The organism is Hydrogenophaga sp. T66, assembly GCF_057219855.1.
The window spans coordinates 393380-408982 of record NZ_JBXVVX010000002.1; the positions used below are offsets into that span (position 1 = coordinate 393380).

General features: G+C 68.6%; 15 protein-coding genes. 10 read left to right on the forward strand and 5 right to left on the reverse strand.

The window, feature by feature from the left end; translation table 11 throughout:
* The first annotated feature begins 154 nt into the window (after nucleotides 1-154).
* The 10 genes from AC2D80_RS10840 to AC2D80_RS10885 all read left to right on the forward strand — a co-directional run bounded on the left by AC2D80_RS10840 (nucleotide 155) and on the right by AC2D80_RS10885 (nucleotide 9939).
* Nucleotides 155-1030, forward strand: coding sequence for a branched-chain amino acid ABC transporter permease (locus AC2D80_RS10840; RefSeq protein ID WP_484633028.1), 876 nt, complete (start codon nucleotides 155-157; stop codon nucleotides 1028-1030).
* A gap of 58 nt (nucleotides 1031-1088) precedes the next feature.
* Entirely contained in the window at nucleotides 1089-2165 is a 1077-nt protein-coding gene (locus tag AC2D80_RS10845) for a branched-chain amino acid ABC transporter permease (protein WP_484633029.1), read from the forward strand.
* A 117-nt stretch (nucleotides 2166-2282) separates the two neighbouring features.
* The gene (locus AC2D80_RS10850) at nucleotides 2283-3110 is read left to right on the forward strand and encodes an ABC transporter ATP-binding protein (RefSeq protein ID WP_484633030.1); all 828 of its coding nucleotides are present in this window, start codon (nucleotides 2283-2285) and stop codon (nucleotides 3108-3110) included.
* A 58-nt stretch (nucleotides 3111-3168) separates the two neighbouring features.
* Nucleotides 3169-3957: an ABC transporter ATP-binding protein gene (locus AC2D80_RS10855; protein WP_484633031.1), complete on the forward strand. Its 789-nt coding sequence runs from the start codon at nucleotides 3169-3171 to the stop codon at nucleotides 3955-3957.
* A 40-nt stretch (nucleotides 3958-3997) separates the two neighbouring features.
* On the forward strand, nucleotides 3998-5854 hold the full coding sequence (locus AC2D80_RS10860) for an AMP-dependent synthetase/ligase (protein WP_484633032.1): 1857 nt from the start codon (nucleotides 3998-4000) through the stop codon (nucleotides 5852-5854).
* 46 nt (nucleotides 5855-5900) lie between these two features.
* Entirely contained in the window at nucleotides 5901-7073 is a 1173-nt protein-coding gene (locus tag AC2D80_RS10865; RefSeq protein WP_484633033.1) for an ABC transporter substrate-binding protein, read from the forward strand.
* Between the two features lie 66 nt (nucleotides 7074-7139).
* Entirely contained in the window at nucleotides 7140-7553 is a 414-nt protein-coding gene (locus AC2D80_RS10870; RefSeq protein WP_484633034.1) for a DUF2784 domain-containing protein, read from the forward strand.
* Nucleotides 7554-7815: 262 nt separating this feature from the next.
* On the forward strand, nucleotides 7816-8334 hold the full coding sequence (locus AC2D80_RS10875; protein WP_484633035.1) for a hypothetical protein: 519 nt from the start codon (nucleotides 7816-7818) through the stop codon (nucleotides 8332-8334).
* A 113-nt stretch (nucleotides 8335-8447) separates the two neighbouring features.
* The gene (locus AC2D80_RS10880) at nucleotides 8448-8978 is read left to right on the forward strand and encodes a hypothetical protein (RefSeq protein WP_484633036.1); all 531 of its coding nucleotides are present in this window, start codon (nucleotides 8448-8450) and stop codon (nucleotides 8976-8978) included.
* Nucleotides 8979-9138: 160 nt separating this feature from the next.
* On the forward strand, nucleotides 9139-9939 hold the full coding sequence (locus AC2D80_RS10885; protein WP_484633037.1) for an SDR family NAD(P)-dependent oxidoreductase: 801 nt from the start codon (nucleotides 9139-9141) through the stop codon (nucleotides 9937-9939).
* Between the two features lie 7 nt (nucleotides 9940-9946).
* Here the strand turns inward: AC2D80_RS10885 and AC2D80_RS10890 are convergent, their stop codons facing one another.
* The 5 genes from AC2D80_RS10890 to AC2D80_RS10910 form a co-directional block, all read right to left on the reverse strand.
* Nucleotides 9947-10435: a thioesterase family protein gene (locus AC2D80_RS10890; protein WP_484633038.1), complete on the reverse strand. Its 489-nt coding sequence runs from the start codon at nucleotides 10433-10435 to the stop codon at nucleotides 9947-9949.
* Nucleotides 10432-11580, reverse strand: a complete 1149-nt coding sequence (locus tag AC2D80_RS10895) for an acyl-CoA dehydrogenase family protein (RefSeq protein WP_484633039.1) — start codon at nucleotides 11578-11580, stop codon at nucleotides 10432-10434. Before AC2D80_RS10895 ends, AC2D80_RS10890 begins: the two co-directional genes overlap by 4 nt.
* Nucleotides 11577-13502, reverse strand: coding sequence for an acetyl/propionyl/methylcrotonyl-CoA carboxylase subunit alpha (locus AC2D80_RS10900; RefSeq protein ID WP_484633040.1), 1926 nt, complete (start codon nucleotides 13500-13502; stop codon nucleotides 11577-11579). The genes AC2D80_RS10895 and AC2D80_RS10900 overlap by 4 nt, the downstream gene beginning before the upstream one ends.
* Nucleotides 13499-14296 carry an enoyl-CoA hydratase/isomerase family protein gene (locus AC2D80_RS10905; RefSeq protein WP_484633041.1) on the reverse strand — a complete coding sequence of 266 codons (798 nt, stop codon included), beginning with the start codon at nucleotides 14294-14296 and terminating at the stop codon, nucleotides 13499-13501. Before AC2D80_RS10905 ends, AC2D80_RS10900 begins: the two co-directional genes overlap by 4 nt.
* Nucleotides 14297-14409: 113 nt before the next feature.
* The gene (locus AC2D80_RS10910; protein ID WP_484633042.1) at nucleotides 14410-15588 is read right to left on the reverse strand and encodes an acyl-CoA dehydrogenase family protein; all 1179 of its coding nucleotides are present in this window, start codon (nucleotides 15586-15588) and stop codon (nucleotides 14410-14412) included.
* Nucleotides 15589-15603: the final 15 nt, after the last annotated feature.

Consider the following 15603-nt stretch of genomic DNA (forward strand, 5'->3'; position numbering starts at 1 on the left):
GGAACCTGTGCGACTGTCCGTCGGGACAACCCCTAGCGTCAGTCTCGTGCAAGACAGCTATAAACGCAGCCCATTGTCTGGCGCGCCTGCAATGGATATTGCAGCACCGGAACAACCCCACACCGAGCAAAAAACGACATCAGGAGACGCGTCTGTGCAGTTGCTGCAATTGCTGATCAGCGGCATCGCCCAAGGGTGCATTTACGGCCTGATCGCGCTGGGCTTCGTGCTCATCTACAAGGCCACCGAAACGGTGAGTTTCGCCCAGGGCGATCTCATGATGGTGGGCGCCTTCGGCGGTCTCGCGGCCATGACGATGCTGGGGTTTCCCTTCTGGCTGTCGGTGCCGGCGGCGATCATCGGCATGGCGCTGTTCGGTGTGCTGGTTGAGCGGGTGGTGATCCGCCCGATCCTGGGCCAGCCGGCCTTCTCCATCGTGATGCTCACCATCGGCGTGGGCTATGTCCTGCGCGGGCTGATCACCATGATCCCCGACGTGGGCACCGACACCCACACGCTGCCCGTGCCCTACGCGGGCGAGGTGATCCGCCTCGGCGGGCTGGTGATCTCGGCCGAGCAGCTGGTGGTCATTGGCGCCACCGCGGTGCTCTGTCTGGGGCTGTTTGCCATGTTCAGCTACAGCAAGCTGGGCATCGCCATGCAGGCCTCGTCGCAAAACCAGCTGGCCGCCTATTACATGGGCATTCCGGTCAAGCGGCTCAACGGCCTGGTGTGGGGCCTGGCGGCCGGCGTGGCGGCCATCGCCGGCCTGTTGCTCGCGCCCATCACCTTCGTGCACGCCAACATGGGCTTCATCGGCCTCAAGGCCTTCCCGGCGGCCGTCGTGGGCGGCTTCACCAGTCTGCCCGGCGCGATCGTGGGCGGGCTGATCATCGGCATCGTCGAGGCGCTCTCGGGTTTCTACCTGCCCGAAGGCTTCAAGGACATCGCGCCCTACATCGTGGTGCTGATCATGCTGGTGCTCAAGCCCAACGGCCTGTTCGGCGAGAAGCTGCGCAAGAAAGTCTGAAGGTCCCACCGCGCGCGCCGCGCCGACCCGACCGCCACCGACGAGGACACCCCCCAACATGCGATTCCTTTTCAAGACCGACTACGACCAGGACATCCGGCTGGCCAAGCACGGCGGCCACGTCTTCTGGTACAGCCTGCTCGGCGTGGCCCTGGTGCTGGCGCCCTGGGTCTTTCCCGAGTACTGGGTGGCGCAGTTCACCTTCGTGCTGATCTACGCGATCGTCGGCCTGGGACTGATGCTCCTGGCGGGCTTCACGGGCCTGTTTTCGCTGGGCCACGCCGCGTTCCTGGGTGTGGGCGCCTACACGCAGGCCATCATGGTCAACGCCGGACTGCCTTTCCCGCTGGCCCTGGCCTGCGCCGGCCTGCTTGCCGCGGCGGTGGGCATGGTGGTCGGCCTGCCGGCCCTGCGGGTCAAGGGCATCTACCTCGGCATGGCCACGCTGGCCTTTGGCTTCATCGTGGAAGAAGGCATCGCGCGCTGGGAAAGCGTGACCGGCGGCAACGCGGGCCTGATGGTCAAGTACCCCAGCCTGTTCGGCAAGGAGCTCGACACCACCGCCGAGTTCTACTTCCTGTGTCTGGTGATCTGTGTCGGCGCCACGCTGGCGATCGTCAACCTCATGCGCTCGTCCACCGGCCGCGCTTTCGTGGCGATCCGGGACTCTGAAATCTCGGCGCAGAGCATGGGCATCCACCTCGCCCGCTACAAGACCCTGAGCTTCGCGCTGTCGGCCGCGCTGGCGGGCTTGGGTGGTGCGCTGTATGCCCACAAGATCCAGTTCCTCTCGCCCGAGCAGTTCGGCATCATCCAGTCGATCGACCTGCTGCTGATGGTGGTGATCGGCGGTCTGGGCTCGATCCACGGCGCGTTCCTCGGCGCCATCTTCCTGATCGTGATGCCGCAGCTGATCGCCATGGGCAAGGACTTCCTGCCGGCGGCGATCGGCCAGGCCGCCGGCCTGCAGGGCACGGTGTACGGGCTGGTGCTGATTGCCTTCGTGCTGTTTGAGCCCATGGGCCTGTACGGCCGCTGGCTCAAGGTGCGCGCGTACTTCCAGCTCTTCCCCTTCTACCGCCAGGGCATGTTCAAGCGGCAGAAGTCGTTCCAGAAGTCCGACCGCCTGAAATGAGGACCACCCCCGCAGCACCTGCGGTGCATCCCCCCGCCAGCGGCCCGGCCAAGCCGGTGCCGCCGCACCTCGCGGTGCTGTGTCTGTGCGCGCTGCGCCAAAGGCAAGAAGAAACGTATGAGTGATGTGCTTCTCTCCGCAAAGAACCTGAGCGTGCGCTTCGGCGGCGTGCTGGCGGTCAACAACGTGAGCTTCGACGTCAAGAAGGGCGAGGTGTTCACCCTCATCGGCCCCAACGGCGCCGGCAAGACGACGGTGTTCAACCTGATCAGCCGCATCTACACGCCCACCACCGGCACCATCGACTACACCGGGCCGCAGGGCACGGTCCGCCTGACCGACCAGGCGCCGCACACGATCGCCACCCTCGGGATCGCGCGCACCTTCCAGAACATCGAGCTGTTCGAGCACGCCACCGTGCTGCAGAACCTGCTGATCGGCCGCCACACCCACCGCCGCACGGGGCTGTGGAGCGAGATTTTTTTCACCGCCAAGACCCGCGCCGCCGAGATCGAGGCGCGTGAAAAGGTCGAGCACGTCATCGACCTGCTGGACCTGCAGCACCACCGGGAAAGCATGGTCGCCGGCCTGCCCTACGGCGTGCGCAAGGTGGTGGAGCTGGCGCGGGCGCTGTGCACCGAGCCGCGCCTGCTGCTGCTGGACGAACCGTCGTCCGGTCTCAACGTGGAAGAGACCGAGGACATGGCGTTCTGGATCAGCGACATCAAGAAGGAACTGGGCATCACGGTGCTCATGGTCGAGCACGACATGAGCCTGGTCTCCAAGGTGTCCGACCGCGTGCTGGCGATGGCGCAGGGCCAGGAGCTGGCCACCGGCACGCCGGCGCAGGTGCAGAGCCACCCCGGGGTCATCGAGGCCTACCTCGGCTCGGTGGACGACGTGTCCAGCCTGCGCCGCGAGAACCACGACAAGGTGTCCGCATGAACCCCGCTCGGCCGCTTGAAAGCGTTCGCATCGAAGCGCGAATCGCGGAGAAATCCCAATGACCGTTGCCACCACCGACGCTCCCGTGCTGAAGCTCTCCAACGTGGAGAGCGCCTACGGGCCCATCAAAGCCATCCGCGGCGTGAGCCTGCAGGTCCGCCGTGGTGAGATCGCCACCGTGCTGGGCTCCAACGGCGCGGGCAAGACCACCATCCTCAAGACCATCAGCGGCATCATCGACCCGCGCAAGGGGACGGTCGAGTTCAAGGGTGAAAACATCACCGCCCAGGACCCGTCGTTCATCGTGCAGCAGGGCCTGAGCCACGTCCCGGAGGGCCGCGAGGTGTTCCCGCTGCTCAGCGTGCGGGACAACCTGCTGATGGGCGCCTACACGCGCAAGGACCGCGACGGCGTGGCCCGCGACATGGAATCGGTGTTCACCTATTTCCCGATCCTGCGCGAGCGCGCCGCGCAGGACGCCGGTCTGCTCTCGGGCGGCCAGCAGCAGATGCTGGCCATCAGCCGCGCGCTGATGGCCAACCCCGACCTGATCCTGCTGGACGAGCCCAGCCTGGGCCTGTCGCCGAAACTGACGAAGGAAATCTTCGAGATCGTGGTGCGCATCAACCGCGAGCGCGGCACCACCATCCTGCTGGTCGAGCAAAACGCCAACATGGCCCTGAACGCATCGGACTACGGCTACGTGCTGGAAAACGGCCGCATCGTGATGGAAGACACCTGCGCCCGCCTGCGCGAGAAGGACGACATCAAGGAGTTCTACCTCGGCATGAAGGAAGAAGGCGTGCGCGCCGACCGACGCTGGAAGAAGAAGAAAAACTGGCGGTGAGCGCCAGCCGCCCGCCCCTTTGTCACCGAGAGACCGACACATGAGCTACCTCTGGGACCTCTCCCACATCCAGCCCGAAACCCGCGTCGTGATGCCGGGCGACACCATCCCGGCGATGTTCTGGAACGCGGTGAAGGCGCGCGGCCCGAACATCTGGATGCGGCAGAAAGACCTGGGCATCTGGCGCAGCTGGACGTGGAACCAGACCGGTGAGGCCGTGGCCGAGATCGCCCACGGCCTGATGGCGCTGGGCTTCGAGCCGCGCGAGACCGCGTCCATCCTCTCCAACACCACCATCGAGTGGGTGCTGTGCGACCTGGCGGTGCTGAGCGCCGGCGGCGTGGCCAACGGCATCTACCCCACCGACGCGGCCGAGCAGGTGCAGTACCTGTGCGAAGACTCGCGCACAACGGTGCTGTTTGTGGAAGACGACGAGCAGCTCGACAAGGCGCTGGAGGTGCGCGAACGGCTGCCGCTGCTCAAGAAAATCGTCGTGGCCGACATGGAAGGCCTGCGCGAGCTCAACGACCCGGGCGTGATGAGCCTGGACGCGCTGCGCGAACTCGGGCGCGAGCACCGCCGCCAACACCCCGACGCACTGATGGCCCGGGTCAACGCGGTCAAGCCCGAAGACCTGGCGATCCTCGTCTACACCTCGGGCACGACCGGCAAACCCAAGGGCGCGATGCACGCGCACAAGGGCCTGGTCTACACCGTTCGTGGCTACAACACGCTGATCGCCCGCAACGAGCAGGACGAGTGCATGTGCTTCCTGCCGCTGTGTCACATCGCCGAGCGCATGGGCGGCGAGTATTTCTCGCTCTACACCGGCGCCAAGCTCAACTTCGTCGAGAACCCGGAGACGGTGCCCGAGAACGTGCGGGAGATCGCACCGACCGTGTTCACGGCCGTTCCCCGCGTGTGGGAAAAGTTCTACTCCGGCGTGATGATCGCGCTCAAGGAGGCTGGCAAGCTGCAGCAAGCCGCTTACGCGTGGGCCATCGGCGTGGGTCAGCGCGTGGCCGACCACGTGCTCAAGGGCGAAGACGTGCCCGGCGGCCTGCGGCTGCAGTTCCGGCTGGCACGGGCGCTCGTGCTCAACAACGTGCGCAAGCTCATCGGCATCCACCGCGCGCGCTTCCTGGTGACGGGCGCTGCGCCGATCTCGCCGGACCTCGTGCGCTGGTACCTCGCCCTCGGCGTGCCCATGCTGGAGGTCTGGGGCATGACCGAGACCTGCGGGGCGTCGACGGGCGTACCCGCCGACCGCATCCGCCCGGGCAGCATCGGCCCGGCGGCCAGCTACAACGAGGTGCGCCTGGACCCGGCCACCGGCGAGATCCTGGTGCGCGGCCCCAACGTGTTCATGGGCTACCTGAACCTGCCGGAGAAAACCGCCGAGACCATCGACGCCGACGGCTGGCTCCACACGGGCGACGTCGGTGTGGTGGATCAGGAAGGGTTTTTCCGCATCACCGACCGCATGAAGGACATCATCATCACGGCGGGCGGCAAGAACATCACGCCCAGCGAAATTGAGAACGAACTGAAGTTCTCGCCCTACATCACCGACGCGGTGGTCATCGGCGACAAACGAGCCTACCTGACCGTGATCATCATGATCGACCAGGAAAACGTGGAGAAGTACGCGCAGGACAACGATGTGCCCTTCTCCAACTACGCCAGCCTCACGCGCGCACCGGAGGTGCAAGCCCTGATCCAGACCGAGATCGACCGGGTCAACAAGAAATTTGCCCGCGTCGAACAGGTCAAGAAGTTCTTCCTGCTCGACACCCAGCTGACCGCGGAAGACGAGGAACTCACGCCCACGATGAAGCTCAAGCGCAAGCTGGTGCAGCAGAAGTACGCCCCGCAAATCGAAGCCATGTACCGCTGACGCGGACGCCGCCCCCTTTTACCCAGCCACCCAACGGAGACAAACCATGAGAATGAAACTGACCCTGATCGCCAGCGCGCTGGCCCTGGCCTCGGGCGCCGCCCTGGCCCAGACGCAAGGCGTGACCAAGGACGAGATCGTGCTGGGCTCGATCCAGGACCTCTCGGGCCCGCTCGCCGGTTTCGGCAAGCAGGTCCGCCTGGGCATGCTGCTGCGTGTGGACGAGGCCAACGAGCAGGGCGGCATCAACGGCCGCAAGATCCGCCTGCAGGTGGAAGACTCCGCCTACGACCCGCGCCGCGCCGTGCTCGCCGCGCAGAAGCTGGTCAACCAGGACAAGATCTTCGCGATGGTCGGCCACATCGGCACCGCGCAAAACATCGCCGCGATGCAGGTTCAGTTTCCGAAGAACGTGATCAACTTCTTCCCGGTGACCGCGGCGCGCGAAATGTACGAGCCCTTCCACCGCCTGAAGTACAGCTTCGCCGCGACCTACTACGACCAGATGCGCATCGCCGTGCCCAAGCTGGTGAAGGAAAAGAACGCCAAGAAGGTCTGCACGATGTACCAGGACGATGAATTCGGCCTGGAGGTCAAGCGCGGAGCCGAAGAGGGCCTGAAGTCCATCGGCATGACCCTGGCCGAAGAGACCACCTTCAAGCGCGGCGCCACCGACTTCGCCTCCCAGATGCAGAAGCTCGCGGCCAGCCAGTGCGACTTCGTGGTGCTGGGCACCATCATCCGCGAGACCATTGGCGGCATCGGTACCGCCCGCAAGCTGGGCTTCAACCCGACCTTCCTGGGCTCCAGCGCGGCCTACACCGACCTGATCCACAAGCTCGGCGGTCCCGCCATGAACGGCCTGTACGCCACCATGACCGTGCAGCACCCGTACCTGGACGAGGCCTCGCAGCCGATCCGCTTCTGGGCCAACAAGTACAAGACCAAGTTCAACGAAGACCCGACGGTGTTCTCGGTGTATGGCTACAACGCGGTGGACTCCTTCCTGCGCGCGGCCAGCAAGGCCGGCCCGAACCTGACCACCGACAGCTTCATCAAGGCGATGGACACCATGACCATCCCGCCGGACATCTTCGGCAGCGCCGAGGCCACCTTTGGGCCGCAGAAGCGTCTGGGCAGCAACGCCTCGCGTCTGTCGCAGTTGCAGGACAACCGCTGGAAGGTGGTGTCCGAGTACATCAAGGCCGACGCGAAGTAATCGCGCCGGTCCCCAGCAGCCCGCGCCCCGTGCGCGGGCTTTTTTTCGTCCTGACGCCCCACGCCCGTGATCGCCGGTCTGTCACCCACCACCGCCGCCTGGCTGGCCGACGCGCTGCTGGTGTTCCACGCCGGCATCGTCGTGTTCGTGGTGGGTTTGCTGCCGCTGGTGGCGGTGGGGGGTGCCCGCGGCTGGGCGTGGGTGCGGTCGCCGATGTTGCGCGCCATGCACCTGCTGCTGATCGCGGTGGTGGTGGCGCAGGCCTGGCTTGGGCGGCTGTGTCCGCTGACGATCTGGGAGCAGGCGCTGCGCGCGGCCGCTGGTCAGCCCACGCACGGCGAGGGCTTCATCGCGCACTGGGTGGGTCGCTGGCTCTACTGGGACGTGCCGCTGGCGGTGTTTGCGCTGATCTACACCGCGTTCGCCGCCGCGGTGGTGTGGGCCTGGTGGCGGGTTCCACCACGGCGCACACGTCGCTGATGTGCTGTCACGCCGATCCGTGCACACGCAAAACCGATGGATCGCAGGTCAGGGCCAGGCGAAAACCGCAGCGATACCCGCAGGTCTCGCGAGGACTTGCCACGCCGCCCTGGCCTGAAAGACGCGGATTTGCGTGCAGGTATGAGCGGCACCGCACACCACGCCCCGGGCGAATAACCCCAAAACCCAGTCGCCGCGCGGGTCTCCGCGGACGGGCACCATCACGGGCTTTGCGTTCCGCCCCCCACCCCACGGAGACACCATGTTCCTCATCGATTTCCTGCGCGACCACGACCACCTCTGGGAGATGTTTCTGGAGGGCCGCAATCCGGAGTCCGAGCGGCTGTTGAACACCGCGGAAATCGACGCCGTGCGCCCGCACCTGGCCGCCGACGACGCCATCCGGGCCTGTGTGCGGGGCCGGATCGTGGGCGCCAACCGCGGTTTCTGGGTGGTGACCGACCGCCTGCTGCTGGTGGTGGAAATGGGCCTGAAGCCGACGGTGCGCCAACTGCCGCTGGCCCATGTGGATTTCATCGGTCACGAGGCCGGCAAGTACGGCCACGGCCTGTCGGTGGAAGGCGACGGGCGACGTTTCGCCCTGTATGCGGCAGCGCCGGGGCTGGCCCAGCTGGTGGCCGAAACGGTCGCGCGCGTGAGCGGCACGTCGCCCGTGGGCGACGCGCAGCCGGCCGGCGATGCCGCCCTGGCCCACGCCCGCTACCTCGCGCTCGACGCCTCGGTGCGCGCGCAGCCCGTGCGCCACCTCGCTGCCGCCTGAGCGAACGCCCGACCGGTCGACGCCGGTCCCTTGACCGATCCGTTACCGACGGTCACCCACCGCCCTGGTGGGGCGCGCCACAATCCGGCTCCTTGTGGTTTCCGGAGATGGACATGATCGCCTCGATTCGACACACCGCCCTGGTCGCCAGCTGGCTGCTCGCGGCGGGCAGCGCGGCCGCGGCCGGGCAGGACTTCAGCAGCGTGGTGGCCCGGCAGAAACTCAGCCAGGAGGGCATCACCAACCCCACGCCCGCCCAACTCGATGCGGCGCGTCAGACCGTGCAATCCATGCGCGACGACGGCATGGGCTGGGGCGCCATCGCCAACCAGCTGGGCGTGCGGCTTGGTGAGGCCGTGAGCGCGGCCAACCGCTCGCCCCGCGCGGCGGAGGCCCACGCCACCAACGCCGCGCGGGCGGCCGACCGGTCGAGCGCCACCAGCCTTGCCCGCGCCGGGGCCGCCACCGGCGGCGACGCCGGCGGTGGCCAGGGGGGTGGCCGCGGCAAAGGTGGGAACGGTGGCGGAAACGGTGGTGGTGGTGGTGGCGGTGGTGGTGGTGGTGGCGGTGGTGGCGGCGGCGGCGGTGGCGGTGGCGGTGGCGGTGGCGGTGGCGGTGGCGGTGGCGGCGGCGCGGGCCGCTGAGCAACGGCCGCGACGAGGGGAACGATGACCACCCTGCAGGACCGGGTTTGCCTGATCACCGGCGCGGGCCGAGGCATNCGGCGGTGGCGGTGGCGGTGGCGGTGGCGGTGGCGGTGGCGGCGGCGCGGGCCGCTGAGCAACGGCCGCGACGAGGGGAACGATGACCACCCTGCAGGACCGGGTTTGCCTGATCACCGGCGCGGGCCGAGGCATTGGCGCGGCGATCGCCGAGACCTTCGCCCGGGCCGGCGCGCGCGTCTGGGTCAGCGACATCGATGTCGACCGGGCGACGGTCGTGGCCCGCGCGATCGGGGGATCGGCGCTCGCGCTGGACGTGCGCGAGGAAGCCCACTGGAACGCCGCCATCGACGAGGTGCTCGGCCGTGACGGGCGGCTGCACGTGCTGGTCAACAACGCGGGCATCACCGGCCTGGAAGACGGGGCCGCCCACGACCCGGAGTACGCCTCGCTGGCCGACTGGCGCGCCGTTCATGCCACCAACCTCGATGGCGTGTTCCTGGGCTGCCGCGCCGCGCTGCGCGCCATGCGGCGGCTGCCGCCGGGCGAGACGGGCAGCATCGTGAACGTGTCGTCCCGCTCCGGGCTGGTGGGCATTCCGGCAGCGGCCGCCTACGCGTCGAGCAAGGCGGCGGTGCGCAACCACACCAAGACGGTGGCGCTGTACTGCGCTGAGCAGCGGCTGCCGGTGCGCTGCAACAGCCTGCACCCCGCGGCCATCCTCACGCCGATGTGGGAGCCGATGTTGGGCGACGGCCCGGAACGCGAGGCGACCATGGCGGCGCTGGTGGCCGACACGCCGCTGCGCCGCTTTGGGACCACCGCGGAAGTCGCGCAGGCCGCGCTGTTCCTCGCCAGCGACGCGTCGTCCTACATGACGGGCGCTGAGCTGCACCTCGACGGCGGCCTGCTCGCCGGCTCGGCCGCGGTGCCGTCGTCGTGAGGCGGACTCAGGAGACGATGTAGGCGCCGGCGCCGCTGGACAGCAGCTTGCCGTCGGCGGCGCAGAAACTCATGCGCGTGGTGGCCACGCGCGAGCCCAGCCGCAACACCTCAGCGCTGAGCAGAAAGTGATCCCCGATGCCTGGGCGCAGGTAGTCAATGCGCAGGTCGATGGTGCCGAGTTTGCCGAAACGGTGCAGGCGCTGGTCGGGTGTTTCGTCCATGTGCCGCGCACCGATGGCGGCCATCACCGCCAGGCCGCCCATGGCATCGAGGCTGGCGCTGATCACCCCGCCGTGCACGCGGTTGTGGGCGTAATGGCCGATGAGTTCGTGCCGCATGTCGATCCGCCCCGCCACACGGTCGGGCGCGAGATCGGTGATCTTCAGGCCCAGCACCTGGTTGAAGACGATCTTTTCCTCAAAGATGGCCTTCAGGCCGGCGATGAACGCCGGCTCGAAAGCCGCGGGGGTGTCGGTGGCGGGCGGTTTGCTCATAGGCCGCATTGTCGGGCAGCGAGGTCCTTCATGATCTCCTCGGCACCGCCGCCGATCATCATGACCTTGACCTCGCGGTAGATGCGCTCGCTGGCGGTGCCGCGCATGTAGCCCATGCCGCCCAGGATCTGCACCGCCGCGTCGGCGTTGGCCTGCATGGCTTGGGTGCTGTGGTTTTTGAGCAGGCACACCTCGCTCACCCAGTCCGGCCCTTCGTCGCCCGTGTCGATGCGGTCGCCCAGCGCGTCGACCCAATGCTGCGTGGAGGCGATGCGCATGCGCATGTCCATGAGCTTGTGGCGGATGGCCTGGTGCTCGACCAGCGCAGCGCCGAAGGTCTTGCGCGCGCGCGCCCAGGCCAGGGCCTCCTCCAAGCAGGCCTCGGCAAAGCCCAGCGCCAGCGCGCTCATGGCCAGCCGCTCGCCGTTGAAGTTGCCCATGATCAGGCGAAAGCCCTTGTGCTCTTCGCCGATCAGGTATCGGGCCGGCACGCGCACACCGTCGAAGCGCAGGTGGCCGGTGTCGCTGGCGTGCCAGCCCATCTTGTGCAGCGCGGTGCGTTCCATGCCTTTCGCATCGCAAGGCACGGCGATGAGACTGATGCCACCCGCGCTTTTGTTTGCCGCATCCGTTCTCACCGCGAGCGTGATCCAGTCGCAACGCACGCCGGAGGTGATGAAGGTCTTCTCGCCGTCGATCACGTAGTCGCCACCGTCGCGCCGCGCGGTGGTGCGCAGGCTGGCCACGTCGCTGCCACCGCCGGGCTCGGTGATGCCCAGCGCCGCGATGCGCTCACCGCGCAGCACGGGCGGAATGATCTCGGCCTGCAGCTCGGGCGCACCGTGCTTCAGGATCGGTGGCAGGCCGATGTTGTGGCTGAACAGGCTGGCCAGCAGGCCGCCGCTGGCGGTGCGCCGCGCCAACCGCTGCGACACCGCGTTGCGCGCGCGCCAGGGCGCGGGCGTACCGCCCAGGTGCTCGGGGTAGCCGAGGCCGAGCAGGCCAATGGCCGCGGCCTGTCGGTACACCTCGCGGGGGAAGCCGGCCTGCGCGTCCCAGTCGTTCACGTGCGGCACCAGGGCTTCGCGCGCAAAGCGCTCCACCGTGTCGAGCAGGGCGGTGGTGTCCTCGGGCGTCCAGTTCATGCGGGGGCCTCCGCGGCGAAGGTGATGAGCAGCTGACCGGGCGCAACCTGCTGACCAGGTTCCACCGGAATGGCGGCCACCACGCCATCGCGGGGGGCGGCGATCTGGTGTTCGATCTTCATGCTCTCGATGGCGAGCAGCGCGTCGCCCTTGGCCACGCGCGCGCCCGGCTGCGTGTGCACCGCCACGAGCTTGCCGTTGAAGGGCGCGCGCAGCTCGCGCGCGGCGCTGGCGGCATCGGCGCGCTCGCGCGGGGCGAAACCCAGGTCGTGCAAGGTGAGGGTGTGCGGCCCCACCTGTGCCTGCCAGGCGCCGTCGCCCAGCGCGGTCGCGTGCACGGCGTGCGCGGTGCCGTCGATCACGACGCAGCCCGGCTCGACCACCGCCTCGTGGACACGCGCGCCCTGCGCGATGCGCAACGCGCCCTGCCCCACCTCCAGCACCGCGAGGTCGAGCACCGCATCGCCGTGCCGCCAGCGCAGCGGGCGGGCGAACGGGCCGGGCAGGCTGCGGGCGCCGCCCTGTGGGTAAGCCGACGCCAGCACGCCGGCCAGCACGGCGTCGGCGGGCGGCTGGAGCGCTTCACGCAGCGCGTCGCCGTGGTCGGCCAGAAAGGGAATCAAGGCCCCGCCCGCGCCGAACACCGGGTGACGCAGGCAGGCCGCCAGGAAGCCGCGGTTGGTGGGCAGGCCCAGCAGCACGGTGGCGTCGAGCGCGTGCGCCAGTTGCGCGATGGCCTGCGGGCGGTCGGGCGCCTGCGCGATCAGCTTGCCCAGCATGGCGTCGTAGTGCGGCGTCACCACGGCCCCCACCTCGATGGCGTGGTCGAAGCGCAGGCCCGCGTGCCGCGGCGGCTCGATGAAGGCGCGCACGGTGCCGGTGTGTGGCGTGAAGCGTTCGTCCTCCGCGCACAGGCGCACCTCGATGGCGTGGCCGTGCAGCGCCACCTGGTCTTGCGCCAGCGGCAGGGGCTCGCCCCGCGCCACGCGGATCTGCCATTCGACGAGATCCAGGCCGGTCAGCATTTCGGTCACCGGATGCTCCACCTGCAGCCGCGTGTTCATCTCCATCAAATAGAACCGGTCGCCGTCGAGCAGGAACTCCACCGTGCCCGCGCCCTGGTAGCCCGCGGCCTGCGCCAGCGCCACCGCGGCGGCGCCGAGGCGTTCGCGCAGGGCCGGTGACACCGCCGGGCTCGGAGCCTCCTCGATGATCTTCTGGTGCCGGCGTTGCACCGAGCAATCGCGCTCACCGAGGTGAATGCCGCGGCCGTGGGCGTCGCAGAACACCTGAACCTCCACATGACGCGGGCGCAGCACGGCGCGCTCGATGAGCAGATCGGCGTTCCCAAAGCCGGCCAGCGCCTCGGCGCGGGCGCTGGCCAGCGCAGCGGGCAGCTGCGCGGCCTCGCCGACGAGGCGCATGCCGCGCCCGCCGCCGCCTGCCACCGCCTTCACCATCACCGGGTAGCCGATGCGCACGGCCTCGGCGGCGAAGGTGGCGTCGCTCTGGTCGGCCCCGAAGTACCCCGGCAGCACCGGCACGCCGTGCTGCTGGGCGAGCGCCTTGGCGGCCGACTTGCTGCCCAGGGCGCGGATCGCGGCCGGCGGCGGCCCCACCCAGATCAGGCCGGCGTCGATCACCGCCTGCGCGAAATCGGCGTTCTCGCTCAGGAATCCATAGCCGGGGTGCACCGCGTCGGCGCCGCTCGTCCGCGCGGCGGCGATGAGTTGGTCGATGCGCAGGTAGGAGTCGGCCGCGCTCGCACCACCCAGCGACACCGCGGCGGTGGCCTCGCGCACGTGCAGCGCGCGCGCGTCGGGCTCGCTGTGCACCGCGACGGTGGCGATGCCCAGCCGGTGCGCGGTGCGGATGATGCGGCGCGCGATCTCGCCGCGGTTTGCGATCAGGAGACGCTTCATGACCGATCCACCCACGGTGCGGGTTGCTTCTTGGCGAACGCCGCCAAGCCCGCCGCCGCCTCGGGACCGCGCAGCGCGGCCGCGAAGGCGGCCGCGGCGGCGTCCCGCAGGTCGGGCGGATCGCCGCGCAGCCGCTGCAACAGCCGCTTGGTGCTGTCGACGGCTCCGGGGGCGCTGCGGCGCAGGCGCTGCAGGCGCTCCTGCAACACCGTGGACAAGGTGCCGTCGTCGGCCACCTCGTCCACCAGGCCGAGCTTCATGGCCGCCTCAGCGCGAAAGCTCAACCCCTGCAACAAACACTGGCGGGCCGCGGCGTCGCCCAGTCGCATCCACACGAACGGAGCGATCTGCGCCGGTGGCAGGCCCAGCGTGACCTCGGGCGTGCCGAACACCGAGCGCTCGGTGGCGATCACATGGTCCGCGCAGCACACGAGACCGAAACCGCCCCCCATGGCCGCGCCATCGACCGCGCACAGCAGCAGCTGCGGCAGGTCGCACAGCGCGTGCAGCACATCGCCGAAGGCGCGGTTCATGGTCACCAGCGGATCGTCGGCGCCGGGCGGCAGCGGCTGGCCAATCGCGCTGGCGAAGCCGCCCAGACTGCCGCCGGCGCTGAACGCCCCGGGCGCGCCTGTGAGCACCACAAAGCGCAACCCACGATCCTGCCGCGCCCGCACACAGGCCTCGGCCAGGCCCAGCACCATGGCATCGCTCAGCGCATTGCGACTGGCCGGGTCGTTCAACGTCCAGGTTTCCGTGTCGCCGTCTCGATCCACGGTGAATGGGTGGCTCATGCATTTGCTCCTAGTCCGCGACAGCGTCCGGCGCGAAGGGTGGGGTCCAGCGGTCGGCGAGGATTCGGCTGTGCCGGTCCAAGACGACGTCCCCCCTCCGGGGGGAAGCGGCGTCAGCCGCGCAGGGGGGATACCTTCCTGACCCCCATGATCTTGGTCAGGATGCCCAGCATCACCTCGTCGGCCCCGCCGCCGATGGAAGCCAGACGACCGTCGCGGTACATGCGCGAGACCTTGTTCTCCAGCGTGAAGCCCATGCCGCCCCAGAACTGCAGGCAGGTGTCGGGCACGATCCGGTTCAGGCGTCCGGCCTTGAGCTTGGCCATCGTGGCCCACTCGGTCACGTCGGCGCCCGCGATGTAGTGCTCACAGGCCTGGTAGGTGAGCGCGCGCAGGCTCTCGACCTCGGTCTTGAGTTCGGCCAGCTTGAACTGCACCCACTGCTGGTCGGCCAGCGTGCTGCCGAACAGCTTGCGCTCCTGCGCCCATTCGATGGTCCAGTCGATGCAGTTCGTCAGGCTCTGGATGCAGCTCGCCGCCGCCCACAGCCGCTCCTCCTGGAACTGCTGCATCTGATAGATGAAACCCGCGCCTTCCTCGCCGATGCGGTAGCGCTGCGGCACGCGCACCTCGTCGAAGTACAGCAGGCCGGTGTCGCTGCTGTGCATGCCGATCTTGCGGATCTTCTTGCCCACCTCGAAACCCTTGACCGGCTTGCCGTTCTCGCGCAGCGGCACCATCACCAGGCTCTTGTTCTTGTGGGCCGGTCCTTCGCTGGTGTTGACCAGCATGCACATCCAGTCCGCCTGCAGGCTGTTGGTGATCCACATCTTCTGGCCGGTGATGACGTAGTCGTCGCCGTCCTTGCGGGCGAAGGTCTTGATGCCGGCCACGTCGCTGCCCGCCGCGGGCTCGCTCACCCCGATGCAGGCGACCGCGTCGCCCGCGATCGCGGGCGCGAGGAATTCGCGCTGGAGTTCCTCGCTGCCAAAACGCGCCAGCGCCGGCGTGGCCATGTCGGTCTGCACGCCGATGGCCATGGGCACGCCGCCGCAGTGGATGTGTCCCAGCGTCTCGGCCATGGCCACGCTGTAGCTGTAGTCGAGCCCGGCGCCCCCGTGGGCCTCGGGCTTGGTCAGGCCCAGCAGCCCGAGCCGGCCAAGGCCCTTGAAGACCTCATGGGCGGGAAACATCTCGGCCGCCTCCCACTCATCCACATGGGGATTGATGTGGTCGTCAATAAAACGCTTGAGCGTCTTCTGGATCTCGCGGTGTTCGTGGGTGAATTGCATGGCCTGTCTCCGGGT